Origin of the sequence: Mesorhizobium sp. M7A.F.Ca.ET.027.02.1.1 (assembly GCF_004022985.1) — a bacterium.
Lineage (GTDB): Bacteria > Pseudomonadota > Alphaproteobacteria > Rhizobiales > Rhizobiaceae > Mesorhizobium.
The window spans coordinates 38,765-64,715 of record NZ_RZOL01000001.1 but is presented as its reverse complement, the minus strand read 5'-3'; the positions used below and the strand labels follow the sequence as shown (position 1 = coordinate 64,715).

The 25,951-nt window shown below is 61.4% G+C and carries 23 protein-coding genes and 1 pseudogene; 15 read left to right on the top strand and 9 right to left on the bottom strand.

Annotation, left to right across the window (positions count from 1 at the left end; translation table 11 throughout):
- Positions 1-72: 72 nt before the first annotated feature.
- The 5 genes and pseudogenes from cphA to EN749_RS00285 all read left to right on the top strand — a co-directional run bounded on the left by cphA (position 73) and on the right by EN749_RS00285 (position 5,673).
- The gene (cphA, locus tag EN749_RS00300; protein ID WP_245491210.1) at positions 73-2,838 is read left to right on the top strand and encodes a cyanophycin synthetase; all 2,766 of its coding nucleotides are present in this window, start codon (positions 73-75) and stop codon (positions 2,836-2,838) included.
- Positions 2,838-3,227 (top strand): annotated as a pseudogene (locus EN749_RS39365) (isoaspartyl peptidase/L-asparaginase); the annotation flags it as partial. The gene cphA and the pseudogene EN749_RS39365, both read left to right, overlap by 1 nt.
- Before the next feature lie 104 nt (positions 3,228-3,331).
- Positions 3,332-3,736 (top strand): isoaspartyl peptidase/L-asparaginase, encoded by a 405-nt coding sequence (locus tag EN749_RS39360; protein ID WP_281061864.1) that lies wholly within the window; start codon positions 3,332-3,334, stop codon positions 3,734-3,736.
- On the top strand, positions 3,733-4,557 hold the full coding sequence (locus EN749_RS00290) for a cyanophycinase (protein ID WP_128362376.1): 825 nt from the start codon (positions 3,733-3,735) through the stop codon (positions 4,555-4,557). Before EN749_RS39360 ends, EN749_RS00290 begins: the two co-directional genes overlap by 4 nt.
- Before the next feature lie 126 nt (positions 4,558-4,683).
- Positions 4,684-5,673 (top strand): alpha/beta hydrolase, encoded by a 990-nt coding sequence (locus EN749_RS00285; protein WP_128362375.1) that lies wholly within the window; start codon positions 4,684-4,686, stop codon positions 5,671-5,673.
- A gap of 307 nt (positions 5,674-5,980) precedes the next feature.
- Here the strand turns inward: EN749_RS00285 and EN749_RS00280 are convergent, their stop codons facing one another.
- The 5 genes from EN749_RS00280 to EN749_RS00260 all read right to left on the bottom strand — a co-directional run bounded on the left by EN749_RS00280 (position 5,981) and on the right by EN749_RS00260 (position 10,038).
- The gene (locus tag EN749_RS00280) at positions 5,981-6,463 is read right to left on the bottom strand and encodes a DUF2269 family protein (protein ID WP_128362374.1); all 483 of its coding nucleotides are present in this window, start codon (positions 6,461-6,463) and stop codon (positions 5,981-5,983) included.
- Positions 6,463-7,746: an SDR family oxidoreductase gene (locus tag EN749_RS00275; RefSeq protein WP_128362373.1), complete on the bottom strand. Its 1,284-nt coding sequence runs from the start codon at positions 7,744-7,746 to the stop codon at positions 6,463-6,465. The genes EN749_RS00280 and EN749_RS00275 overlap by 1 nt, the downstream gene beginning before the upstream one ends.
- Before the next feature lie 403 nt (positions 7,747-8,149).
- A complete protein-coding gene (locus EN749_RS00270; protein WP_127395299.1) occupies positions 8,150-8,767 on the bottom strand; it encodes an ATP-dependent Clp protease proteolytic subunit in 618 nt (205 codons plus the stop codon).
- 35 nt (positions 8,768-8,802) lie between these two features.
- Positions 8,803-9,327 (bottom strand): ferritin-like domain-containing protein, encoded by a 525-nt coding sequence (locus EN749_RS00265; protein WP_127807842.1) that lies wholly within the window; start codon positions 9,325-9,327, stop codon positions 8,803-8,805.
- 537 nt (positions 9,328-9,864) lie between these two features.
- Positions 9,865-10,038: a hypothetical protein gene (locus EN749_RS00260; RefSeq protein ID WP_127395301.1), complete on the bottom strand. Its 174-nt coding sequence runs from the start codon at positions 10,036-10,038 to the stop codon at positions 9,865-9,867.
- Positions 10,039-10,490: 452 nt separating this feature from the next.
- Between EN749_RS00260 and EN749_RS00255 the strand changes: the two genes are divergently transcribed.
- Positions 10,491-11,009, top strand: a complete 519-nt coding sequence (locus tag EN749_RS00255; RefSeq protein WP_128362372.1) for a hypothetical protein — start codon at positions 10,491-10,493, stop codon at positions 11,007-11,009.
- On the opposite strand, the gene EN749_RS00250 is transcribed toward EN749_RS00255, so the two are convergent.
- Positions 10,994-11,179 carry a hypothetical protein gene (locus tag EN749_RS00250; protein WP_127332018.1) on the bottom strand — a complete coding sequence of 62 codons (186 nt, stop codon included), beginning with the start codon at positions 11,177-11,179 and terminating at the stop codon, positions 10,994-10,996. The two genes, EN749_RS00255 and EN749_RS00250, sit on opposite strands and share 16 nt — an antisense overlap.
- A gap of 580 nt (positions 11,180-11,759) precedes the next feature.
- Between EN749_RS00250 and EN749_RS00240 the strand changes: the two genes are divergently transcribed.
- Together EN749_RS00240 and EN749_RS00235 are read left to right on the top strand one after the other, a co-directional pair.
- Positions 11,760-12,548, top strand: a complete 789-nt coding sequence (locus EN749_RS00240) for an alpha/beta hydrolase (RefSeq protein ID WP_127380181.1) — start codon at positions 11,760-11,762, stop codon at positions 12,546-12,548.
- A gap of 7 nt (positions 12,549-12,555) precedes the next feature.
- Positions 12,556-13,662, top strand: coding sequence for a PAS domain-containing sensor histidine kinase (locus tag EN749_RS00235; protein ID WP_128287421.1), 1,107 nt, complete (start codon positions 12,556-12,558; stop codon positions 13,660-13,662).
- Positions 13,663-14,821: 1,159 nt separating this feature from the next.
- Here the strand turns inward: EN749_RS00235 and EN749_RS00225 are convergent.
- Positions 14,822-15,115 carry a helix-turn-helix transcriptional regulator gene (locus EN749_RS00225; protein WP_127319055.1) on the bottom strand — a complete coding sequence of 98 codons (294 nt, stop codon included), beginning with the start codon at positions 15,113-15,115 and terminating at the stop codon, positions 14,822-14,824.
- A gap of 1,683 nt (positions 15,116-16,798) precedes the next feature.
- Here EN749_RS00225 and EN749_RS00220 point away from each other — a divergent pair.
- Positions 16,799-17,674, top strand: coding sequence for a DNA ligase (locus tag EN749_RS00220; RefSeq protein WP_127807837.1), 876 nt, complete (start codon positions 16,799-16,801; stop codon positions 17,672-17,674).
- Positions 17,658-17,993 (top strand): metalloregulator ArsR/SmtB family transcription factor, encoded by a 336-nt coding sequence (locus EN749_RS00215; RefSeq protein ID WP_245463759.1) that lies wholly within the window; start codon positions 17,658-17,660, stop codon positions 17,991-17,993. The genes EN749_RS00220 and EN749_RS00215 overlap by 17 nt, the downstream gene beginning before the upstream one ends.
- Positions 17,994-18,379: 386 nt before the next feature.
- Here the strand turns inward: EN749_RS00215 and EN749_RS39525 are convergent, their stop codons facing one another.
- A complete protein-coding gene (locus EN749_RS39525; protein ID WP_348629331.1) occupies positions 18,380-18,553 on the bottom strand; it encodes a hypothetical protein in 174 nt (57 codons plus the stop codon).
- A gap of 271 nt (positions 18,554-18,824) precedes the next feature.
- On the opposite strand from EN749_RS39525, the gene EN749_RS37495 reads away from it, so the two are divergent.
- Positions 18,825-19,082: a hypothetical protein gene (locus tag EN749_RS37495; protein WP_164781581.1), complete on the top strand. Its 258-nt coding sequence runs from the start codon at positions 18,825-18,827 to the stop codon at positions 19,080-19,082.
- A gap of 1,113 nt (positions 19,083-20,195) precedes the next feature.
- On the opposite strand, the gene EN749_RS00200 is transcribed toward EN749_RS37495, so the two are convergent.
- Positions 20,196-20,873, bottom strand: coding sequence for a GntR family transcriptional regulator (locus tag EN749_RS00200; RefSeq protein WP_127268588.1), 678 nt, complete (start codon positions 20,871-20,873; stop codon positions 20,196-20,198).
- A gap of 132 nt (positions 20,874-21,005) precedes the next feature.
- Here EN749_RS00200 and EN749_RS00195 point away from each other — a divergent pair, with 132 nt between their 5' ends.
- The 4 genes from EN749_RS00195 to EN749_RS00180 are packed head-to-tail and all read left to right on the top strand — an operon-like array spanning position 21,006 to position 25,908.
- The gene (locus tag EN749_RS00195; protein WP_127268589.1) at positions 21,006-21,593 is read left to right on the top strand and encodes an amino acid synthesis family protein; all 588 of its coding nucleotides are present in this window, start codon (positions 21,006-21,008) and stop codon (positions 21,591-21,593) included.
- A complete protein-coding gene (locus EN749_RS39355) occupies positions 21,586-23,394 on the top strand; it encodes an alpha/beta fold hydrolase (protein WP_128287424.1) in 1,809 nt (602 codons plus the stop codon). Before EN749_RS00195 ends, EN749_RS39355 begins: the two co-directional genes overlap by 8 nt.
- The gene (locus EN749_RS00185; RefSeq protein ID WP_127397114.1) at positions 23,391-24,428 is read left to right on the top strand and encodes an LLM class flavin-dependent oxidoreductase; all 1,038 of its coding nucleotides are present in this window, start codon (positions 23,391-23,393) and stop codon (positions 24,426-24,428) included. Before EN749_RS39355 ends, EN749_RS00185 begins: the two co-directional genes overlap by 4 nt.
- A gap of 10 nt (positions 24,429-24,438) precedes the next feature.
- Positions 24,439-25,908 carry an aldehyde dehydrogenase gene (locus tag EN749_RS00180; RefSeq protein ID WP_128362371.1) on the top strand — a complete coding sequence of 490 codons (1,470 nt, stop codon included), beginning with the start codon at positions 24,439-24,441 and terminating at the stop codon, positions 25,906-25,908.
- Positions 25,909-25,951: the final 43 nt, after the last annotated feature.

Here is a 25,951-nt window from a genome sequence, read left to right as displayed (position 1 = left end):
AAGATTTGCGTTTCACAGCCGGGAACTTATCGATCCTCAAGAAGTTTGCGGGGCTAGTCAGGAGAACGGACTATGTCGGGCAACGAAATTCATCAAGACGCCGCGCGTTTTCGCACCAGCATCCGTGTCGTGGACGCCCGCGTGTTCCGCGGACCTCATCTTTACAGCATGACGCCAATGGTCCGGATCCAGATCGACCTCGGAGCCCTTGAAGCGTTCCCGACAGACAAGCTGCCCGGATTTACCGATGACATCGTTCGCCTGTTGCCCGGCCTTGCGGGCCATGGCTGCAGCTATGGCGTCGCCGGCGGGTTCGTCCGCCGTATGCAGGAAGGAACCTGGCTCGGCCACGTCGTGGAGCACGTCGCCCTGGAACTGCAGAGCATGCTGGGCCACCCGGTGACACGAGGAAAGACACGTTCGGTCAAAGGCAGTCCGGGCACTTACAACGTCATGTTCTCCTACAATGATGAGGTTGTGGGGCTGCTCGCCGGACGAGTTGCGCTCGAGTTGGTGGATAGTCTCCTGCCGGGCAATCTGCATGGCCTCGAGGGGCTCGACGAGATTGCCGAAATGGAAGGGCCATTCGATTTCGCGGTGAGGCTGCAGCAGCTCAAGGCTGGCGCCGCCGAGCGTGCCTTGGGCCCCACGACCGCCTCTCTGGTGCGCGAGGCCGAGAGACGGGGGATTCCCGCGGCGCGGCTCGATGACAGCAGCCTGGTGCTGCTCGGCCAAGGCAAGCATCAGAAGCGCATTCGCGCCAGTTGCACCGACCTCACTTCTGAGATCGCGACCGAAATCGCCTCCGACAAGGACCTGACAAAATTCCTGCTGCAGCAGGCCGGGCTGCCGGTCCCCAGCGGGGAACTGGTGCGATCGGCGCAGGACGCTGTCGCGGCAGCGGCACGGCTCGGATACCCTGTGGTCACCAAACCACTGGACGGCAATCATGGAAGCGGCGTCAACATCGGCCTCGCAACAGAGGACGAAGTCCGCTGGGGCTTCGAACAGGCGCGAGAACACAGTCGCAGCGTGATCGTCGAGCAGCACTTCGTCGGCTCGGACCACAGGATCCTGGTGATCGGAGGAAAGGTGGTGGCGCTTGCCGAGAGGGTCCCGGCACATGTCGTCGGCGATGGCCGGAGCTCTGTCGCCGAACTCGTCGAGCAGACGAACCGCGACCCGCGACGGGGAGAGGGCCATTCTTCGGTGCTGACCCGCATCGAGATCGACGAATGTGTCGAGCATTTCCTGTCAAAGTCGCAGCTCACGCTTTCGAGCGTTCCAGCGCCGGGTCAAATGGTGCTCCTGCGACCCACCGCTAATCTGTCGACCGGCGGGACGGCAACCGACCGGACTGATGAAATCCATCCGGAAAACGCGCTGATCGCCAGGCGGGCGGCACAGATCGTCGGTCTCGACATCGCGGGGATCGACTTCGTCTGTCCTGACATTTCGCGGCCGGTCAGCGAGACCAGCGGCGGCATCATAGAGGTGAATGCCGGTCCCGGGTTTCGCATGCATCTCGAACCGTCCTCGGGCCGCGCCCGCAATGTCGCACGGCCGGTGCTCGATCTGCTCTTCAAGGGTGGCAAGGACGGCCGCATTCCAATCTTCGCGATCACAGGGACAAACGGCAAGTCGACCACCGCCAGAATGCTGTCGCACATTCTGCATGCGAATGGTGCAACAGTCGGGCTCACCTCGACCACCGGCGTCTACCTGAACGGCGAGCGGATCATGACAGGCGATTGCTCGGGTCCGCAAAGCGCTAGGATCGTGCTGCGCGAGCCAGGTGTCGATGTCGCTGTGCTGGAATGTGCACGCGGCGGCATCCTGCGCGAAGGCCTTGCATTCGACGCGTGCGACATTGGCGCGGTGCTGAACGTCCATGGCGATCATCTGGGGCTGAGAGGCATCGACACTATCGAGGACCTGGCGGAAGTGAAGTCGGTGGTCGTCGAGTCGGTCCGCCGCAGCGGGTGGAGCATCCTCAACGCCGACGACATTCACACCTCCGCGATGTCGCGCGACGCCGGGGGCAGGATCTGCTACTTCTCGCTGGCGAACAGGAGCGACTGGCCCGATTTCCTGTGCAGCCACGTGGCGGAAGGCGGCCGCGCCGTGACGCGGGAGCGCAGCAGGGACGGTTGGGACATCGTCATCCACGAGGATGGGGAGTCGATGTTCCTGATGGACGTCGACGAAATTCCCGCGACCTTCGAGGGGTCCGCTGAATTCAACGTCGCCAACAGCTTGGCGGCCGTTGCGATGGCACATTGCCACGACGTACCTGCGGCAACTATCCGCGCTGCATTGGCCGAGTTCACCACTCCCGGTCGCCTCAACGTCTTCGACGGGCATGGTTTCCGCACGATCGTTGACTACGCGCACAATCCCGAGGGGTTGAAGGCGCTGGGAAAGCTCGTTTCCCATATGAAGCGCGGGTATCAGCGCACGATCGGCCTTGTCGCCATACCGGGCGACCGCCGCGATTGCGACATACGCGAGATGGGGGCGGTGGCTTCGCGAATATTCGACGTCATCGTCTTCAAGGAGGATGAACATGGACTGCGCGGCCGAGCCCCCGGAACGATCGCCGGCTTGCTGCGGGAAGGCGCCTTGAACGCCGGCTGCGCTCCAGGGCGCATACAAGCCGTCTGTCCCGAAAAAGAGGCTGTCGAAGTGTGTCTCCAGCTTGCTCGGGAGAAAGACCTTGTCGTGCTCACCGTCGACGACGTCGAGGCGGTCTGGAGCCAGGTGACCGGGTTTGAGGGCGCGGCACCTTCTCGGCGAGGGCCCGATCAGACCCATATTCGCCATCTGAGGGCTGGCTGATGTGGTCGCTCATCCTGCACGGCGGCGCCAAGGAGATCGATCCAGAAGAGGAGGAGGCGCATCGCAACGGGTGCATCAAGGCGCTTGAGGCCGGTCGCGCCGTCCTGGCCGGCGGCGGAACTGCAGTCGATGCGGTGGAAGCCGCCGGTCGTGTCCTCGAGACGGCCCCGACGTTCAATGCAGGATATGGCAGTGCCCTCAATTCGGACGGCGAGGTCGAAATGTGCGCAGGCATCATGGAGGGCAAGGACTTCAATGTGGGCGCCGTCGCTGTGATCAAGGGCGTGCGCCATCCCATCAGTGTCGCCAAGGCCATGCTGCATGAGGAGCCAATCCTGCTGGTGTCGGACGGCGCCAGGCGTTTCGCCGCCGATAAACAACTGGAGCTTTGCGATCCGGCTGACTTGGTCACGCCGCAGCAACGCGGTTTCGCCAGCAAGTCGGAGGCGAAGGATACAATCGGTGTCGTTGCCCTTGACCAGGGGATCTCGCCGTGGGCACTTCCACCGGGGGACTGGACGGCAGCGCTCCGGGCAGAGTGGGCGATTCTCCGCAACCCGGTTGCGGCTACTACGCCGACAACCAATTGGGCGCCGTGGCCTTTTCGGGAGACGGCGAGCATATCGCGCGAAAGGCTCTCGCCGCTCGCGTCATGCAGGCGCTTTCCGCGCGGCGCGCACTTTCCGCCGGACGGGCAGCTATGGCGGGCGTGGAGGAGGTGCTGGAGCCCTCCCTCAGGGAGGTTGAGGCGATCGGCGGTGAAGCGGGAGCCATCGTGCTTACCCCAACCGGGAAGTCCGGGTGGGCGCACAACAGCCGGGAGTTTGCAGTCGCGTTCATGACCAGCGAGGACAACCATCCGCATGTCTTCCTGCGCAAGAAAGACGAGGGCAGATGACCGACAAGAAGAAAAGGCGCCCCTCCAATGGCAAAGCCGGAACGCTTGTCATCATCGGTGGCCACGAGGACCATGACGGCGATCGCGTCATATTGAAGGAGGTCGCCAGCCTGGTTCCGAACGGCCGCCTGGTGCTTGCCACCATCGCGTCGCATGAGCCGGATGGCTATCTCGAGAAGTATCAGAAGTCCTTCGGCGAGTTGGGCATCAAGGAAGTCGTCGAGCTCTACGTCAACGACCGTCTCGAGGCGGCTCATGAAAAAAAAATAAGCGCGCTCGCAAACGTGAGCGCTGTGTTCTTCTCCGGTGGCGACCAGCTCCGCATCACCAGCCAGATCGGCGACACCCCCATCGACGAGCGGGTGCACGAAATCTATGAAGCCGGAGGCATAATTGCCGGCACCTCCGCGGGCGCGTCGGTCATGAGCGATACCATGATGGTGAAGGGGCCGAACGCTGCGTCCTTTCGGATCGGCCATATTCGCATGGCGCCGGGGTTGGGCCTGCTGCCGAATGTCATCATCGACCAGCACTTTGCGGAGCGGGGCCGCATCGGGCGGCTCATCGGAGCGGTGTCGCAGAACCCACGGGTCCTGGGCATCGGCATTGATGAAGACACGGCGATCGTGGTGAATGGCGAGATGTTCAAGGTCATCGGCAGCGGCGCTGTCTATCTGGTTGATGCAGCCGGCGTCACGCATTCCAACATCGCGGAAGGTGAACCTGATGCCGCCCTTTCCATCCATGATTTGAGGGTTCACGTGCTGAGCTCCGGTGATGCCTTCGATCTCGCGATGCGACGCCCGGTCGGGGTTCCGTGAGGCTTTGACACCCGGATGGCAAAGATACGGCGGGACAGGGTAACCGAGTTGGCGACGCCGATGCAGATGCGCAACCGCGACGCGCTCAACGGTGGGCCACCGTGCAGACCCAGCGCAGGAGTCAGTATGTTTTCGAACCGGATAAAACTCGCCACACTGTTTGCGGCTGCCGCCCTGTCGCTGGCGGCATACAATAACGCACGCGCCAGGAAGGCCTTGGCTCCCCGTTCGATGGAACGCACTCCGAGGATCGATGGGGTGGACTTGAGCATCCTTGAGAAAGGCAGCGGGCCTCCTTTGCTCCTGTTGCATGGCAATGGCTCGGTTGCGGAGGATTTTGCGATCAGCGGCGTGCTCGACCTGGCGAGTGCCAAGCATCGGGTCCTCGCCTTCGACCGGCCAGGCTTCGGCGGAAGCTCGCGGCCGGCTCGAAAGCGATGGTCGGCGTGCGAGCAGGCCGATCTCTTCCACGAGGCCGCCGCCAAACTAGGCATTCACAAATACCTCGTGCTCGGACATTCCTGGGGCGCTTGGATCGCGCTGGAGATGGCCCGCAGGCACGCTCCCTCGGTCGCCGGCCTGGTCCTCGTCTCTGGATATTACTATCCCTCACCGAGGCTGGATCTCGCTCTTGCAGCACTACCGGCCGTACCGCTGATGGGCTCGGCACTCCGTCACACCTTGCTGCCGCTCGCAGTAAGGCTCGGCTGGCCGTCGACCATGCGAAAGATATTCCGGCCTGGGCCGATCTCGAACGTTTTTTCGGTGAGCACAAAGGAGGTCGCCAGCCGCCCCTCTCAGTTGCGCTCAGTCTGTGTGGAGACAGCCCTGATGCTCGGCGCGGCGCTGTTCACGAAGCCTTGCTATCGGGACATCGACGTGCCTACCGGAATCGTCGCTGGAGCAGGGGACAGGCTGTTCGACGCTCGGCGTGAAGCGGAACGCTTGCATGCCGAAATTTATGGATCACTGATAGAAATAATCCCGAATTCCGGGCACATGGCTCACCACAGTGACCCGCAGGCGGTGCTCCGAATGATCGACAAGGTCACCTGTATGCCTCGTCCACCAAAAGACGGAGGCAGCAGCGACGCGCTCTCGCCAGCTGCGCGCTGACATCATCGATCAGGGCAGCCTGCGGTTTGTCGTGTTGGCAGGGCAGGGCAGGGGTACTTGCGCGGAGCCGGTTCGCCGGGTGCCCGCAGGCTGAGAGCCTACAAAAGATTCCGATTTCTCCCGACACCAACCCGCCGAACCGCCTCATGAAGCGCCACAGAGGTGCTCGGGCGATGAGCGGGGACCTGTGCAACCATTGCCACCCGAATGCAAGAACGGAACGAGGCAGTCTGCGGCTGGCGTCCATCGCCGCCCAACTTGCTAGGCGCAACGTTGCAGACCGTGACGAGGGAGACGAAGTCCGGTGCTACAAGGCGAACCAATCGATCGAAGGTCGCGAAATCATCAGCCAGAAGATGGCGAGCACAGCCCCGAAAGCAGGAAAGCCGAACGCGAACCAGAGCCGAAACAAGGTATTATAGCGCTGTGGTGGAGGTTGCTTCGCTGCCGCGGCCTGCAGGGCGAGATTGCGCATCTCGATCTGCATCCACACGACTGGAAGCCAGAACAGGCCGGTGATGAGGTAGAGCAGGATCGAAAGCACAATCCACCCCTCGGTCAGCGAATAGCCGGAATGCCAGGCGAGGAACGCGCCGGTGACAGGTTGGGCGACGACGGCGGTTGCAGTGAACATGAAATCGGCGATCACGACGATGCGTGCGACCGCCGCGATGGTTGCCGAATTTGCGGTCCGATGGGCGAGCAGCATGAAGAAGGCGATGCCGGCGCCGGTGCCCAGCAGCACCGCTGCGCCGACGACATGCAGGAACTTGAGCATGAAGTAGATCATCAGCGTTCCTCCAGGACCGCCAGCGCGACAAAATGCAGAACAATGATCGGCAGGATCTTCAAGAAAGGGCCGAGCGGCTCGTTCCACAGCTCGGGCCGCAGCATGGTCCCCGCGATCGCATAGAAAAGAGCCACCGCGATCGCCCCGAACAGACCCAGCCGACTGGTCGGTCGCCAGGCGATCAACGCGCCGACCGCCATGTCGGCCAGCGCTCCGGCGATGACCGCCGGTTCCGCCAGCGGACCGATGGCAGTGCCTACCAGCAAGTCGACCCCGCGGCGCCAGCCAGTGGTCAGGGAAATGACACCCGTCATGATCCAGAAGAAGGGCAGGACAGTAAAGATCGCCGGCTTGACGAAATAGAGACGGGCGAACCATCGCTCCTGCACCGTCGCGGGATTGAGCTTTAGCGCTGCTTCGAGGCTGGATGGTTGGATGCCTGTCGCTGCGATCCACGGGTGCGGGTCGCCGACAGCGCCCCGCACGATTTCCTTGGCCGCATTGCTGCGCATCGGCGGGCGCCAGCCGAGCAGAGCCGTCGCATCGCCGATCCGGTACAGGCCGGCCGCGACGCTTCCGGGCAGAGTGAACTCTCCAGCCGGTCTCGACCCGAGCCAGCAGCAGTAGAGGCCAACCACCTTGCTCATCGGCAGCGCTTCAGGTCCGGCAAGGTCAAGCGCAATGCTCGATGCGCTATCGGGCCGGAGAAAATGCAGGACAGTGGCGATCACGTCGTCCAACTGTACGACCTGAAGCCGACCCGTGCTGGGCATCACCGGCAACAGCGGCAATGCGGCCAGTCCGCGAAACAGCGCACTGGCGCCGAACGCCGGCCGGCCCAGCACGACCGACGGGCGCAGGATGACCCAGTCCAAATCGCGCGCCATCAACGCCTGGTCGCCAGCCAGCTTGGTGGCCGAGAAGGCGGACGGCTGCAGCCGATCGACCCCGATTGCCGAGAAGTGAATGACTTTTCTCACGCCCGCCTGCTCACAGGCGGCAAAGAGTGCCGATGCGCCGCCCGCATGCACACCGCCAGTGCTTTCTTGCGTGCTGTCCTGCAGCACGCCGGCGCAGTTAACGACCGCATCGATACCTATCAGATGCGGGCTCCAGTCCTGCGTCCGCGCCTTTGCCATGTCGAGCAAGACAGGCGGCAAGCCTGTGAAGGGCGCGGTGCCGGCACGATGCAGCACGCGAACGATTTCATATCCATCGGCGGCCAGGCGCGCGCAAAGCGAAGTTCCGATCAGACCCGACGCGCCGGTGACGAGAACCCTCATCCCGCGTGCCCTAACTGGGACGGCAGGCGCGCCTCGACCTGTCTGGACGCGGAGCCGGACGACGCCACAAAGCTGTCTTCGCAGCCCGGCCACTCGATCGGGCGGTCCGAGACCTGGTCGCCCAGGTGAGGGCTGATTGAAGCAAGCGTCCGCGCGGCGCTGGAAGCAACTGCGCCCAGAGCTCCCATCATTGTTCGCGCGGCCTTGTCCTGGAGCAAAGGCGCCGAGCGCGGACTCGGGTTGGTTGTTCCTCTGGTGCCCATCATCGGGTGCTCATCCTAAGCTGCCACGCTGTTCCTGCAAAACTTTGCTCGGCAAGTCTGAAAACTGTCAAGTCTGAAGGGTGGCAAGTCCGAGTTGGCAAAGCCAAACGGTTCGGGCTTTGCACAACCGACCAATCGGCCTAGCCAAGCACTTCGGCGACGAGCCCCAACCGACACGCGTCCTCGGCATGGATATAGCAATTGTTGGTGGCGCGTTGGTAGAGTTCTTCGGCGGTCAGCGAGCTTCCGTTGACCAGTTCCCTGAAGCCTTCCATTTCGAGCTGCTCGGCGGTTTCGAGCAAGGCGAGTTCTTCGCGCACGATCTGGATGCAGGACCGCATCGGGCCGTTGAGCGCCAGGCTTGTGTCCATGCGCCGCTCATGCACGAGCAGAACCGCGTCTTCCGTCAGGAAGCGGCAATGCCGGTCGAACGCCGCAAAGATGGTCACTCCCGCCGAGTAGACCTGCGTCTTGCCGACACAATAGGCGCGTCGCCCTGAATGCAGGCGGAACAGGCGGATTTCGAGCGCGATGCGACGCGCGGCATCGGCATCGCCGCCGCTGGTGTTCAACTCCATCAGCATGTCCTGGCCGCTGCGACGAACTTCTTCCAGCCGGCCGAGGAAGAAAGTCACCGTATCCTGGCCAATGGGCCCGTTGATGGAGATGTTCGGCTCGAAGAGCAGCCGTGCCAGCTCAGGAGCCGGGTCGGTGGGTGTGGTGCCGCCCGAGGGCGGCACGTTTCCGGCGATGTTCATGGACTGGGTCTCCCAGCAGACTGAAACGGGTCCAGCTAGGCGGCTTCCTGCAGCGCCCTTTCGTTTACGCCGGCTTGTCCGAGTTGAGTCAGCGCCTCGTCAGTTGCCTTCTCTTCCTCGAGCGTCTGCTGAAGCAGTTGGACGGCGTCATTCAAGCCGAGCAGCCCTGCCCAGGTCACAAGCGTGCCATAGCGGGCAATTTCATAATGCTCAACGGCCTGGGCCGCGGCGACAAGTCCGGCGTCGAGGGCCGGCGCCTCCTGGAACTCCTCCAGAATCTCCTGGCCTTCCTCAAGAATGCCGTCGATGGCCGGACAGGTCTTGCCCTGCGCGCGCTTGCCGAAAATTTCGAACACCTGCTGCAGCCGCTCGACCTGGCCCTCAGTCTCGTCGCGGTGCTTCTCGAACGCGGCGGTCAACTCTTGCGATTCGGCACCCCTGGCCATTTTCTTGAGGGCACTTAAGATCTTACGCTCGGCGTAGTATATGTCCTTCAAGGCTTCGTAAAAGAGATCTTCCAAGCCCTTTGTGCTGCTCTGGGCGCTTTTTTTCGTCGCCATCTCCATCTCCCACTTCGAGTTCAATGCGTCGCGGCATATGGGCTCTAACAACCAAGGCCATCCGTTGTTCCTCGCCCTCAAAGACATCGTGGGAAGCACGAGCAAGGACCCGTGGGCATCTCGCTCCGTTATGGTCGGCACAACCGGCGCCAAACGGCGCCATGTCGCCTCTGCGCCAGCCTAGCCTCGCGGCCGCTTGTTAAGCCGCCTGCCGCGCCTTAACGGCGTTCTCGCCTGGACGATCGAAGTCGATTGCAGGCCACGCTTTCGGCGATCATGTTGACAAGACGGTAGTCGGGGGGCCGCGGCGCCGGAACGACCTGCTCAGAGCTTTGTGGGCAACTGTTGTGAGAACCAGATCGCGCGGCTTTTCGGCACATATTGCATGCCGCAATGGTCGCTCGGCTGCCTCTGCCGGTCTAAACGGGACCCCGGCCTGCGCATCCGGATCGTTGAAGCGGATTGTCGAAAAGGTGTGTCGGGGGTGAAGTAGATCATGCGCTGCCATCGGTTGCGACGATCGAGCGACGATTTCTTCTACTGGTCGCCTGACCGCCGTTTCGCTTGTTCATCGATCCTGCGACACGCGTTCTTGAGAATCTTGAGTGCCTCGTCCTTGGTGAGGCCGCACTTTCGGGCAAAGTAGTTCGCTTCGATGGCCCGTTCGCGATCCGCCCGAGACCCGGTGTTCTGCTTGGCCTTCTTGCCCATCGAGCTATCGTCCCGATTATATCGCCTGCTGGTGATCGAGCGCCGGCGCCGTGGGAGGGCCACGCGCGATCGGGTCACAAATCTTGCAGCTCCACTGCCTGGCTGGAACTGTGGTTTGGCGCGATTGTTCCGAGATCGCAAAACTTCAAGAGATGCCTGGCGCCGGACTTAGCTGTGGCCATTCGGGATCTGTCATCCCATCGCTGTGACCTGCAGACGAATGCAGAGCCTCAGCAGTTTTTCGCCGCTTTCATCCCTGACCTCGACGAATAATTGCTGCCTAATCGCGCTCCTTCAGCGCCGCTCTCGCCAGATCTTTTCAAGCCTTCCAGGCCGGCGCGGCTCGCCTCCTCCAGGCCCGTGCAATCTGTCTTGCTGCTCCGATTGGAACCAACACATCGGGCGTGGATTAGCTCAGACAACATGTTCGTTCCAGCACCCGGAGGAAAAACGTGCGCGCCCAGTCTTTTTCCTATCTGGAGGCGCTCATTGCGACGCCTTCCCCAAGCGGATTCGAACAGCTCGTCGCCAAGCTCTATCGGGACAATGTCCGCGAGTTTGCAGATAAGGTGACGACCGATGTGCTGGGCAATGTGAGCGCAATCCTGAACCCGGAAGCCGGCTTTCGCGTCATGTACGCTGGGCACATGGATGAAATCGGCTTCATCGTTCATTACATCGATGAAAATGGCTTCCTGTTCTTCAACACGATTGGTGGCACCGACGTCGCTACAGAGATCGGGCAGCGGGTCTGGATACACGGTGCTGAGCGGGTTGCGGGCGGGATTGGTCGCAAGGCCATACAGGCATTCAAGCCGTCCGACTACATCGGCGACAGGCCAGTCGTTCTCGGCGCAGCCGCGGATCGAGGCCACAGCTGGAGGTATTGCCGGCCGATCCGCGCCCCCGGCAGATCGAACGGATCGATGGCGGCTGTGGCGCTGGCCTCGCTCTCTCAGTTCTCCGCGTGACTAAAGACGACGGCGCCGTTGTCTTTACGAACTTCAACTGAAACGATCCCATCGTCACCCTTACGGGTCGGGAACATCGCGATGGCATGGTCTTTTGCCGCCTTCTCCGCGTCGAAGGACACTTTGTCGACGATGCCGCGTCTTCCATACCAGATGACAGTGAAGGGCATTGGCACTCACATGCTTTCCGCTAAGCATATAGGAGATCGGCCCGTCGTGCGACAGATAGGGCGGATAAACTTCAACCGAGACAGTGCCCGGCCTAGCAGGCGGGGTGCTTGTTGAGCGATATGTTACCGGCAGACGTCTCGCTACCAATAGCATCCCCAGCTCTTTTGCGCTTCACGCCTCATATCCAAGCGTGCCTCAAGCGGAGAAGGTATTTCCCCCATGGACGAACTCCACACCAATGCGCGTGAGCGAATTTTCCGCTATCCGTATCCTCGCATCGTCTCCCGACAGCATTCAAACCGATGGATGTTGTTCCAGAAGCAGAATCCTCGTCCGCACCGGCTGCCTCGTAATCGACGAACCCCTCATGCCCAAGGAAGTCGACGATATCGATCCGGATGAGTTCGTCGTCCTCGACAACGAGCACCGGAATGGGCTGCGCCATATGGTTATACGAACAACTTCATCAACTCCACGTGCAGACTAGAGATACGCTCCGAGTGCGGGCGTCATTTCGTTGCCATTTGAAGTTTTTTTCAGACGGGCTATTTAGGTGTCGATTTCCTCTGGTCTGAAGACATGTACGTTCTGAAGCGCAACAATGTTCTGGCTCATGGCACGGGACCTAAAACGATGGTGTTTGCCCACGGCTTCGGCTGTGATCAAAACATGTGGCGTTTCGTCGAGCCTGCATTCCGCCACGATTTTCGCACCGTACTTTTCGACCAGGTAGGGGCTGGGAAGTCCGACCTGTCTGCGTACGACAGCGCTAAATACGCCTCGCTGGACGGCTACGCGGATGACCTCATTGAAATCGGTCGGGCTCTCGAATTGCGGAAAACGGTATTCGTCGGGCATTCCGTCAGCGCAATGATCGGGGTGCTCGCATCCTTGAAGGCACCCGAAATATTCGAGACCCTTGTTTTGGTTGGTCCGTCTCCGCGCTATATAAACGATGACGGCTATGTCGGCGGCTTTTCAGAGGCTGATGTCGAGGGCCTGCTTTCATCTCTAGCCGACAACCACATGGGCTGGTCGGCCGCGATGGCGCCAGCAATTATGGGGAACGCGGATCGGCCGGAACTTGCTGAGGAGCTCACCAACAGCTTTTGTCGAACTGATCCCGACATCGCTCGTGAATTCGCGCGGGCCACATTCACATCCGACAACAGAGCCGACCTGCCGAAAGTCACCGCGCGGACGCTAGTGCTGCAGTGTTCCGACGACATCATTGCCGGCGATCAAGTCGGTGAGTACGTCCGCGACCACATCGCGGGCAGTAAATTGGTTCACCTCGACGCGGTCGGCCACTGCCCAAATCTCAGCTCGCCGCAGGAAGTTGTTGCGGCGATACGGTCGTTCGTCTGACTACACAATGAACGCTGGTAACAGATACCTCGACCTTTTTGAGAACGCGCCTTGTGGCTACCTCGTTGTAGCTGCCGATGGGCGCATCGACGACGCAAACACTACTTTCTACAAATGGACCGGGTTTTCTAGGGAGGCAGTTGTCGGGAAACGCTTTCGTGACATCCTCAATATCGCCGGAAGAATGTTCTATGAGACACATTTCGCTCCCCTGTTGAGGATGCAGGGCTCCTTTGATGAGGTTGCGTTGGACGTGATGAAGTCGGATGGCGAGAGCCTGTCAGTCCTAGCCAACGCCTGGGAAAAGAGGACGCCCACTGGAGAATTAATTGAGACACGCGTGGCGCTCTTTCGCGCGACGCAGCGTCGACGCTACGAGCGAGAGCTGAGTGAGGCCAGACGCGAGCTGCAGATCGGCCTGAATTCCGCACAACAGACTGCGGAACTGCGCGAGCAGTTCATAGCGGTGCTTGGCCACGACCTACGAAATCCCCTGGCTTCGATTTCTGCTGGCGTCCACATGCTGGCCCGAAGCTCTGACACCAGCGACGAAAAAACCTCCCAAGTCCTGCGCCTCATGCTGGCGAGCGTTTCCCGGATGAGCGGCTTGATCGACAATGTCTTGGATTTCGCGAGAGGTCGACTTGGAGGGGGTCTCGGACTATCGAGGGACCGCGACAACCCGATCCAGCCCGCATTGCAGCAGGTGCTTGACGAGATAAGATCAAGCTACCCGGAGCGTCAGATCGAGGTGTCGTTCAATCTGGACGGATGCATGATCGATGCTGATCATGCGAGGATCGCGCAGCTTTTCTCGAACCTAATGGGAAACGCCATCGCCCATGGCGACCCTGAAACTCCGATCAAGGTAGCCGCGCAGGTTCAGGACGGCCTCTTTAGCCTGTCGGTTGCGAACAGCGGTAAGCCTATTCCGGAATCGGCGCTGCAACGCCTCTTTCAGCCATTTTATCGAGGAGAGGCAAAGAGCCGCCAACAGGGCCTGGGATTGGGGCTCTTCATCGCGTCAGAAATTGCCCGCGCCCATGGTGGAAGCTTGGACGTAGTCTCCGATGTGGAGCAAACGCGCTTTAGTCTCCGTATCCCCGCAAATTGATCGCACAACTATCTCATGGCTGCTCTCCACCCCTGCTGCCGGAAGGTGACGGGCTCTTTTGTGCGTTAGCGGAACTTGATAGTCGGAACAGGTTCGAAACGGCGGCAGCGTCCCCGCTGCCGGTCGAGGTCCCCAAGCCTCGGCCGAGTCCGCCTCTGCCTGCCAGTGGGGCGGACCCACTTTCGATTCAAGGCAACCTTGCTCCCAGGATGGAAGTTTGGATCGCGCTTGGTTTTCCTAGCCGAGCAGGACACCGGAAGGCCGTCACCCTCCTTCCTCACTGGCGGCCGCGAAGTCAGTCTACGATTGATGGGGAATTTTTTACCAAACTGTAAATTCAACGGTATTCTGGTAGGAGGCCAAACTGTCCAGGCGCGGATCCGCAAATATCGCCCTTGGCGTGCTACCATCCGAGGATTGGGCTGACTGGTCACTACAACCCGAGCCGCTGGCGAAGGCCATCATTGAGACCGTGGAGCGTCTGACGAGTAGACCCTGAAGGCACGACTAGAGGGGGCCTTGGCTTTGAGACCTGCCCGAAGCCGAGCTGCAAACGGGTTCCAGCCTTACGAAAAGGTTGCATGGGTTTCTCCAGGTTGGCCCGCCGCTGAGGTCACAGCGACGGGCCCTGCACCAGAGCTTGGACTTGAGGGAGGGAGTTCTCACACCAAGCACGTTCCCAACTTAGATTCCGGATGCATGTTCCTAAGGCCGGCGCAAAAACTTTATGACCCACCAAATACAACAATGCCCCTGCCAGACTCCTGGCGATTCTGCGAAAGGCCGGCATCTCGATTGAGACGTCCGCGCAGGCGGCTAGGACTCGCCGTCACACGGCGCGATGTTATCTGAGCGCGTCAAGAATCGCCGGGAAACGCGGAGCTTCAGTTCGATGCGATGGGCCCGACACGAACGTCAGGGATCTGTAAGCCAGGTCCGAATACAGGGTGGCTGCGGCATATGCCCCAAGCGAGGGCTGGATGGGGTGACAGCGAGCCGTTCCGATAAAAGCGGTAACCAAAGCGGCATACAGAATTGTGGCGGCGATGCCGACCATGCCGAAGCGTGCCAGCAGCTTGAGCGCGTCGTCGCCGGCAGACCGATGCTCAGGCACGCGCACTAGACACATACTCTCTACGCGGATGAAGGACCCTTATCGTTATGCTTGTCTCTGCCGGCGGCGCCACATTCTATTGGTGGTGGCGAGACCGCTATGACCTTCAGGGCGGGCTAGCGACTGAGCGCCTTCGAAGGTGAAAGTAATTCCCGCGTCCTCAAACGCTTGGCGCATGGCCGCGATCTTGTGGGGACGCGGATTTCGAATACCGTTCTCAAAATCTCTGATCGCCATTTCGCTGAGACTGGCTTTTGCGGCAAGGCGCACCCGCGACCAGTTCAGCAGGGCGCGTGCTGTTCTCGATTGAGCTGCTGAGAGTTGGGTTCGGCTGTCCATAGGATGTGAACATTCGATAACTCTAAAATGTTCCTTCGATCTGTGCGACGATCGGATGATCGATCTTCCCCGCGAGGGGGACGGTCGTTACGAGCGATGTCTCAGCGATGCATGTGACAGGCTACAGGCGGCGCCGGGACGAGAGTGTGGGGCAAGCAGCGGGCGGGTGAAACGAGGGCTGCGGCTTGGCGGCGTCCGCCCGCTATCGGGACCAACCCTGTCGCGGCTTGTTGACCTATGCTGGTTGGTCCCAGCACACTCCAGAACCTGCCCGCCATCTTCCGGTGGGCTTTTTGTGAATCAGCGGAACCTGATATGCTGCGGCAGGTTGAACAAGCGGCAGCGTCCCCCGCTGCCGGTCGAGGCCCCCAAGCCTCGGTCGGGTCCGCCTCTACCCGCAAGTGGGGGGCGGACCCACTGAGTCTTGCGGACCAGGCAACCTGGTTTCCGAAATCCATCATTGCTGGTCAGTGACGGGGCCTTCGCGCTGGCGCTGCTACACACCCTTGCAGGCACTCTATCGTGTCTGGGCCCGACTGAAGCCCGACATGGACTCGCAAAGGTCCGACCCTGAAACAACGGAGCCTTTTCTACATTTGGAAATGTGACCGTCGATCATCATCCCTTCGTCGGCGGTTGGCTGAGTACCCGCCACGGCTCGGTGGCGTGGTGGGTACTCATTCATGGAGAGCGCATGTGAGGTGCAGCGTGGTGAAGGCTGATGAGCCGCCTACCTTATCTAGATCGCCTGGACGATCTCGTTCAAGCAATTTCCCATCGAAGGGGAGATCCTGCGTGCGGAGTGCCAATTATTCGCTATGTCTTGGCGAAAATCGAAGAAGATCTACGGGAATGGTTGGCGGGGCCTGGGAGTTCCGAGTAGCGCGGCTTCGACTTATACTGTTTCCGGGATCCGGAAACTGGACTATCCTCCCACGGGTCTTGCGACTCCAGCCGCTCGGGCCAAGCCGTTCCTGTCCGAGGCAGCTAGTTTTCATGGCGACGAAAAATCACCGCAGCATAACAAGTACCCGCTTCAGCAAAAGCTAACGGAGCAATCTTCAGCAGCCAAGGTTCGGAACGCTGGAAGCCTCGTACTAGGTGGAAGCTTCCGCAGCCCCTCTCGCGGCATCGGCAAATGAGTGCGAGACGGCTGTTTCGCGTTCGATTTGAGCGCCCTGGGACCTGCGGCCCGCCGCCTATTGAGGCGCCGGCGGCGGACCCTGTATAAGCGGTCCATAGGGGATCGACCGCTCAGAGGGTCAATGTGCCAGATCGCTTAGCGAAGCTCTCGCATTGTCTGCTCACCGCACGTCAGGCAGGTTAGAGCTATCCTGCATGCCGCTTGCCGGGATTACGGGCCCACGATCGGGTAGCTTCGTCCTCTCCATCGAACTTTCATCGTCTAGAAGCGTTCGGTCCGCTCGGTCAACAGTGTAACGATCAGGGAAGCGCAGAGGAAAGCACGTGCGGTAACGGTTGATTCAACCATTGCTGGTAAATTAGGTGTGAGTGGCGGCTCCGGCATTCGGGCGGGCGCTTCAGTGCCGGAGCCGCCTGCGCAGTCCGGTTGGGTTTTGACCGCGCCGTCCTATAATGGGACAGCGCGGTCAATGACCCGTTAAAATGCTACGAGACTAATTAAGCGTGTGCTAAATTGAATCGCAGTTTGCGAGTCAGTTCATGCGTTTGAAGTTCATCAAGCCGCAGGAGCCTGTCCTGGCGCTGAAGCCGCCGGTTAGCAACGGCTGGCTGTGCGAAATCAAAGATGATGGCTGTTGCACCCAGATCATTCTCGATTGGGCCGGCGCGCTCACCTTCACCCGCATGGGGATAGACCGGTTGAAACGTCACCGGCCTGTCGTCACTGCCGCCGAGCAGCTGAAAGCGAAATCCTTCATTCCCGGCGGCGAGATGATCGCGCCGCAGCCGGGCGGCCGGCCGAACTTTCACGCGATGCATTCGCGCATGGCGTGGAATGCCGAGCTGCTCGCCTTCGTCGCCTTCGATATCCTGCACAAAAGTGGCGAAGATCTGCGCTGGCGGCCAGCAGTCGAGCGCAAGGCAATCCTGCGGGAGCTCATCCAGCCGGCCGAAGGCATCGTCCAGTGCAGCCAGCATGTCGAAGGCGGTGTCGAGATCTACGAAGCGGCCGATCGGATGAGCCTCAAAGGTATCGTCTCGAAGCGCAAGGTCACCCCTTACCGCAGCGGGGCAAAGGATGCAGTCTGGCTGAAGTGCTGGGACATTGATTTTGAACTTATTGGGATCAAGCGGCAGCCCGGCGAGTGGACAGAGAGGCTGTTCGCACGACACGTCAAGAATGTCGGCAAGGCGGTGATCGCCAAAACCGATGCAATCAAGAACTGGCTCTGGACACGCGAGCAGAAGGCCAAGGCCGGGCCACCGAATGGCGTTCCCACGGCGCAGGTCACGCCTGAGGTCGAATGGGTGAAGCCGGACATCAACGCTCGCGTCCGGACGCTACGCGGCGAGCCCAAGCTGCGCAATGCTCCCGTGCAGGATCTGTGGGAGATCAACAGTGGTGGCGCTGGCTGAGGAAGACAGATCGGAAAAGTTGCCCAGTTATGCCGCATCCGCGGCCGGGCTCCTCGCGGCCATGGGCAACGAGAAGCGACTTCTGTCTCTGTTCATAATGGCCAAAGGCGAAATACGGGTCCGCGATCTGGCATTTCGGGTTGGACTGAGCCAACCCGCTCTCTCTCAGCATCTTGTCATGTTGCGGAAATTTGATTTGGTTGCCAAGAGACGCGAAAGGAACACAACCTTTTATTCGTGCACCGACCGGGCTCTGAAGCTCATTCAGCTTTTGGAAAGATGGGTAGAAAACGACATGCTTTCTGACCTCAATCCGTGACAGCCAGTCGGTTTGGTGATGGCCTGTGGCAAGGGAGTTCGACTGTTCGTTTGCAAGTAGTTGGACCGCGCATTACGGCAGCGTATCAGTTTGAAATTTGACGCCGCGCTTATCGCGAACCGGGGCAGATCGTGGGCGCCCCGTCGCGACGACGTGTGCGCTCAACAGTGCACATTTTGACAGCGACGGATCGTAGGGGAGGCGCTATCGCGGAATGGCCGACGGGCTACCTAGACCATCAGGTTTAATTGCTGGATTCCTATTGTGCCGGTAGCGTAACTGAGCTGGGGCGTCCAGCACTGGCCGGCACGGCGTGGTCCACCCCCAAATTCGCAACCGTGCCGGCCTTCGTTAGGTCAGACGCTACCCCATGGCAGGGTGGCCGGTCAGCTTCCCGGCCTAGACTGAAGTGCGTTGTCGATATGTCTTGCTGCGGTGGCGGCATGACCAAACGCAACGGCAATTTGATTGAGGCCCTCGGCCACGTCTCCAATGGCATAGAGGCCCGCAGTCGACGTTTCGAGGTGTCGGCTGACCAGAACATATCCTTTGCGCGTCACACTCTGCACCGAGTGCGACGGCAAGTTTCAGAGCGCACATCAGAGCCCATTGCGGGGTACACCACATCCACGTCCCGCATTGGCGCACCGTCGGCCATGACAACGTCGAACCCGGTTGCCCGAGCGACCAGATACTCGACGGTGTCCCAGATTCGATGACGCCTGCCGAGGCCATGCCGCGAGCGTCCTCGGAAATATCCTCCGGATAGCTGGCGAGCAAGGTGACCTGACCGCTGTACTCCTTCAAGAACAGGGCCTCCTTGAGTGCCAGATGCACTGGGCCTACGACGCCGATGCGCTTGCCCACGGGCTCGTAGGCGTCGCAGACCGGACACAGTCGGACGGTGCCGGCCGCCACCGCCTCCTCCAGCTCTTCTATTGCCGGGGCCTTGTCCACAATCCCGGTTGCAAGAACCATGCGCTGTGCTCGGATGGTCCCGAAGGTGGTCGTCAGCAGAAAGGTCCCGTCGCGCTTCTCGGCGCCCGCTACACGACCGTCCACAACGCCTGCACCGTGCCTGGGCTTTGAGACGGCCGAGCAACTCTGGCCCGCCTACGCCGTCCGGGAAGCCAGGACAGTTATGCGATTTTGGAATGAGCTTGGCTCGTGCGTCGCCAGCGTCGACCAAGATCACCGAACGCAAGAATCTCGCCAGATACATGCCTGCCGCAAGTCCTGCGGGGCCGCCGCCGACAATCGCCACGTCAAACACATGACCGGAGGAAGAACTTGGCATTGCGCCTAACATTGCCCAAAGGATCTTGTTCCCTGCTTTGGCAGGGGGATGAGTAGCTGACGGTCAGGCCTTCAAGGTGGATTTTCGAGGCAACTCGTCGAGGTGTCTCTCACCGGGCGGCGGTGCGCGCCTCGATTTGATTTGCGCGGTCTGCGACACCGAGGGGTTCCAGCTTTTGCAAGGCTTCAATTCGAGGTGCCCGAAAATGCCGACATGGCATTTCACCGGCCAACTTGCCATTAGACGAGCGACCGTTCGCATTACCCGGGCCCACGCGATTGGACCGAATCGACCTAACGGGAAAACCTAGCCTGATAGTTCTGTCCTTCCGACTCGGAGTGGCGCGATGCCCACCGTCTGAAGGCCGCTCAGATTTTCTGACCAGTCGAGGTGCAGACTATCATAGTTGATTGTTGCTGCCGGTGACCTAGCGTAATCAAAGGCTCACGTAGCTTTCCAACAGAGGACGGTATGTTGTATCCAGGTGATTTTTAGAACCGAGCGATATTGTGATGCTTGCCCGTGTTTGTGAGACGGTCTGCAAAGAGCGCGGCGTACCTGTTGCTTCGCGGGCGGGAGAGCGCACGGCTGCGCACGTACTCAGGCTGTTCATGAACGGTTTGAGTGGGGAGAATGAGCTGCTCGATGCTGAGAGGAACTGGGCTCGACGGAGTGATCTGGCTTTCGAGAAGGCTGCTGTCAGCTACGATGACACAAGAGAGGCCGCGTGATTAGCTTCCTGAGAATCGAAGTAGCGAAGAAAACCGCTCGCTCCACGCGACGAGCCCCAGAGGCACCCTCTGTATAGAGCGGGGTGTTGCTGCGGCACTCTTAAGGTGAGGTAAAGCTTCCGCACGCAGCCCGATTCGTGGGCGATCGGCTCTGTTGGAAATTTGGTGGTGAGACTAAGGACAATCGACGCGTAGTGTGTTCCGGGCGATCTTCCAGGCGGACTCGACATGCCGCCGCGCTGCTGCTTCCGCCGCTTCCGGCTTGTGTGCGCGGATCGCATCCATGATCTCGTTCATCTCGGCGATCGCCGCTTCGCGCCGGTTGGTCGAGACGATTGTCATCGAACGAAGCTGGTTGATGCGGACATTCAGCCCGGAGACGATTTCCCAGGCGACACGCTTGTCGGCGGCCTCGAACAGTGCCTCGTAGAATTTGGTCGTCGCCCGCATCACCGCAGGCGGCGTCGCCGACGCCCACGCATCGAACAAATCCGCCAGCGCCCCTTCGAGCGTTGCCAACTGCTCGCCGGTGGCCGACAGGGCACAGGCTCGGGCCGCGATGCCTTCAAGCAGAGCCCGAAGCTCGTAGATCTCGTCGGTACGGCCGAGGTCCGGCCTGGCGACGGCCGGCCCATGCCCAGGGATCATCTGCACGAGCCCCTCTGCCTCCAGCTGCCGCAGGACCTCACGCACGACGGAACGGCTGACGCCGAGCTGGTCGCAAAGCGGCCGTTCGACAAGCCTTTCGCCAGGCTGGAAATGGAAATCCATGATCGCTTCGCGCATGCGCTCCAGCGCCAGCGTCCTCAAGGTCTTGGAGCTGCGGTCGATGCGAAGCGTGTCGTCTGGCATGTATGCCTCCTGCGCCGCTACGAAAACAGATTCGATGCCCGGTTGACAAGGTACTTGGCGCTCCATAGCATGGTATACCATAAGATGATAGCGGGATTGGATGTCCCGAGGCACCACCTACCGAGGAATTCCATGCAGCCCGCCATTCGTAAGATCGTTACCTATACCGAGAACACGCTGATCGAAGGCGGCAAGGCCGCCCCCCGGCCGCTGCGCCTTATCGGCGTCGCAGCGGTGTTGACCAATCCCTGGGCCGGTCGCGGCTTCACCGACGATCTGTCGCCCCAAATCCGAGCCTGTGCGCCGGTGCTGGGAGAGATCCTGACCCACGAGATCGTTGCCGCCGCCGGTTCCGGCGAGGCTATCGAGGGCTATGGCAAGGCCGCCATCTGCGGTACGTCGGGCGAGATCGAGCATGCGTCGGCGTTGATCCATACGCTGCACTTCGGCAACCACTATCGGCGTGCCGTAAGCGCCAAGACCTACCTTGCCTTCACCAATCTGCGCGGCGGGCCGAACACCCCGATCATCATTCCGCTGATGGACAAAAATGACGAAGGGCGGCGCTCGCATTACCTCACCGTGCATTTCCAGATCGGCGATGCACCGGCGCCCGACGAGCTGGTTGTGGCGCTCGGCGCCTCGATCGGCGGCCGCCCGCATCATCGAATCGGCGACCGCTACCAGGACCTCAAAGAGCTTGGGGACGTGCATGGCTGACGCTTCCGCATCGGCATGGGTTCGACGGGGTGCGGCGCCCGACGGCACCGGCTTCATCCGTGTCGGCGCGGGCGCACCGGTGCTTTTTATTCATGGCGTTGGTATGAACGCCGCGATCTGGCAGCCGCAGATCGAGCGGATGTCCGATAGCTTCGACGTCATCGCCATCGACATGCTCGGCCACGGTCAGTCGCCGCTGCCGCCGCAGAACCCAGAACTCGCCGACTATGCTGATCAGGCCATTCGCCTGCTCGACCATCTCGGCCTCGACAAAGTATCCGTCATCGGCCACTCGATGGGCGCGCTCGTTGCCCAGGAACTCGCGCTACGCGCAGCCGAGCGCGTCCGCCGCATCGTCTCGCTGAATGCCGTGTTCCGGCGGCCACCTGAACTGGCCGAAGCTGTTCGCCAGCGCGCGGTGGCGCTTACCGGCAAGAGTGACGTGACCGGCACGGCACAGACCATTGCCCGCTGGTTCGGAGATCCGGTGCCGGTCGAGCTCGAGGCGGCTGCACGGAAGACGGCCGCCGTACTGGGTGCCGTCGACCCGGAAGGTTATGCTCGCACCTATCGCCTGTTCGCTCGTGCCGACAGCGACCACGCTGACCGCCTGCCGAGGCTAGCCGTACCGGCCCTGTTCATGACCGGTTCCGAGGACAGGAATTCTTCGCCGGCAATGTCGGCCGCGATGGCGCGGCTGGCGCCGCATGGCCGCTGCACAGTGCTCTCAGGCGAGCGGCATATGATGGCGGTGGCGGATCCCGGCCTGACGACGCGCCATATCGTCGACTTCCTCAAAGAAGGCGAAGCGATCGAGCAAGACAGCGCTGCCGCGGCGAACACCGGGTTCGACGGCAGCGAGTTCCGCCGTGCGCTGGGTTCCTTCCTCACCGGCGTCACCATCGTCACCACCATCGGGCCCGAAGGCGAGCCGCGCGGCTTCACCGCCAACTCCTTCACCTCGGTGTCGCTTGATCCACCTTTGGTGCTGGTCTGCATCGCTCATAAGGCGGTTGGCCATCCTGTCTTTGCGACATCGAAAAGCTTCGCCATCAACGTCCTCAACGAGGATCAGAAGGCAGCGTCCGGCATATTCGCCTCGAAAGCGGCCGACAAGTTCGCCGCCGTTGCCTGGCGACCGGGACGAACGGGCAGCCCCGTGCTGGACGGCTCCGTCGCATCCTTCGACTGCGACATGGAGCGGCTGGTCGATGCCGGTGATCATTCGATCCTCATTGGCCGCGTCCGCGATTTCGAGCACAATTCCGCGCAGCCGCTCGGCTATTGCCGCGGCGCGTATGTCGCGCCCGGCCTCAGCCAGGACGCGCTGGCAGCCACCCAGCCCGGCACCGATGTCGGCGCCATCCTCGAGAATGGCGGCCGGATCCTGTTCCTGGACACGGCGGATGGTTTTGAACTGCCGCGCGGTCGGGGTCTGGGTGCGGCTGGCGATGGGAAAAGCCTGCGAGGGGTGCTTGCCGCGAGGGCCATCGAGGCCAAGCTGGGCTTCCTTTTCGCCGTCTGGGACGATGCCAGAGATGTTTCGCGCACACATGTCTACTATCGCGGCACGTTCGACGTGCCCGCTTCCAGCGATCGCGGCATCAGGCTGGTCGAGATCCACGCGATCGAGGAGTTGAAAATCGCCGATCCGGCGATCCGCTCGATGCTCGCACGCTATGTCAAGGAATGCTCAGTGGATGCATTCGGCGTCTATGTCGGCAACGATGTCGAAGGCGAGGTCCGGCCGCTCGCCAGGACCGCCGGTTCCACAGCACCCAACACAGGTGACCAGCGATGAAATTCTCGCTCTTCGTGCATATGGAACGGTCGGACCTCGCCAAGCCGCATTCCGAGCTCGTGACCGAGCTCGAGGAGTTGGTCCTGATGGCCGAACAGGCCGGATTCGAGACCGCCTGGATCGGCGAGCATCACGGCATGGAATTCACCATTTCGCCCAATCCTTTTATCAATATCGCTTATCTCGCGGCCAAAACCAGCCGGATCCGTCTCGGTACCGGAACCGTGATCGCGCCCTTCTGGCATCCGATCAAACTTGCCGGCGAAGCGGCGATGGCCGACGTCATTAGCGGTGGTCGGCTCGACATCGGCATCGCGCGCGGCGCCTACAGTTATGAATATCAGCGTATTTTTCCAGGCCTCGACGCCTGGGGCGCCGGCCAGCGCATGCGTGAGATCATACCGGCGATCCGCGGCCTCTGGGAAGGCGACTTCGAGCTCTCAGGCGAGTTCTGGCAGTTCCCGCCCACCACCTCCTCGCCCAAGCCGCTGCAGAAACCCTACCCCCCGATCTGGGTGGCGGCGCGCGATCCGAACTCGCACGATTTTGCCGTTTCCCATGGATGCAAGGTGCAGGTGACGCCGCTGGCTTCTGGCGACGACGAGGTGGCGACCCTGATGCAGCGCTTCAACGGAGCCTGCGCCGCGCATCCCGAGATCGAACGGCCGGAGATTATGCTTTTGATGCACACCTTCGTCGCCGAGGACGCAGCCGATGCCGATCGCCTCACCCAGGACCTGTCGGCCTTTTACTGCCAGTTCGGCGCCTGGTTCCAAAACAAGAAGCCGGTGCACCAAGGCATATTGGAACCGCTGACGGAGGACGAGATCGCGGCCATGCCGCAATACGCGCCGGACAGGATCAGGCAGAATCTGGTGATCGGCGAAGCCGACGAAGTCCTCGCTCGACTGAAGGCTTATGAGGCGCTCGGCTACGACCAGTATTCGATCTGGATCGACAGCGGGCTTTCGCATGAGCGCAAAACGAAATCGCTGAAACTGTTCATCGACCGGGTAATGCCGGCTTTCCTCTGATCGCGAGCCCATGACCGACGCTGTTTTCAGGAACTTCATCGACGGCCGCTTCGACGAGCCATCAGCCACGTTCGACAGCGTCGACCCGTCGACCGGCGCGGCCTGGGCCAGGATGCCGGTGGCGAGCGAAGCCGATGTCGACCGCGCCGTCGAGGCGGCGCACCGCGCATTGCGCTCAGACCCATGGCGAAGGATGACAGCGACAGAGCGTGGAAAGCTGCTTGTCAAGCTCGGTGACCTCGTCGCCGCCAATGCCGCGAGCCTTGCCCAACTCGAGACACGCGACACCGGCAAGATCATCCGCGAAACGCGCGCCCAGATCGCCTATGTCGGCGACTACTACCGCTATTATGGCGGGCTCGCCGACAAGCACGAAGGCGCGCATGTGCCGATCGACAAGCCGGATCTCGACGTCACCATTCGTCGCGAGCCGATCGGCGTCGTTGCCGCCGTCGTGCCGTGGAATTCGCAGCTGTTCCTTTCGGCCGTCAAGCTCGGCCCGGCGCTGGCCGCGGGCTGCACAATCGTGCTCAAGGCCTCCGAGGATGGTCCGGCGCCGCTGCTCGCTTTTGCCGAACTCGTCGAGGAAGCCGACTTTCCCTCCGGCGTCGTCAACATCCTCACCGGCTTCGGCCATGAGTGCGGCCAGCGCCTGACCAGCCACAAACTGGTCTCGCGCGTCGCCTTCACCGGCGGCCCCTCGACGGCGCGCGCCATTGTCAGGAATACGGCGGAGAACCTTGCCTACACGACGCTGGAGCTCGGCGGCAAAAGCCCGATCGTCGTCTTTGCCGACGCCGACCTCGACAGCGCCGCCAATGCGGTTGTCGCCGGCATTTTCGCCGCGACCGGCCAGAGCTGCGTCGCCGGGTCACGGTTGCTGATCGAGCGTTCGGTAAAAGATGAGTTCCTCGTCCGGCTGAAGCGCAAGGCCGAAGCGATCCGCATCGGCGACCCACAGGATCCGGCCACAGAAATGGGGCCGCTCGCCACGCTGCGCCAGCGAGACTGGATCGAGAAGGTCGTCGCGGAGAGCCTTGCCGCGGGCGGCAGACTGGTCACCGGTGGAACGCGGCCAACCGGCGACGGCTTCTACTACGCGCCGACTATCATCGACGCCGGCGGCAGCGACCTGCCTTGCGTGCGCGAGGAATTGTTCGGGCCGGTGCTCAGCGTGCTTGCCTTCGACAGCGAGGCGCAGGCACTGGCGCTCGCCAACGATACGTCCTTTGGCCTGGCTTCGGGCGTGTTCACCAGCAATCTCGGCAAGGCGCATCGCATGGCGCGTGACATCCATGCCGGTGTTGTCTGGGTCAACACCTATCGCGCCGTATCGCCGCTCGTTCCCTTTGGCGGTTACGGCCTGTCGGGTCTCGGCCGCGAAGGCGGGCTCGACGCCATCAGAGATTACACGCGCTCGAAATCCGTCTGGATCAAGACGTCGGACGAGCCGATCCCGGATCCCTTCGTCATGCGCTGAGGGGTGTGGGGCGCAGGTGCATTGAGAAAAACAAGAACAGACC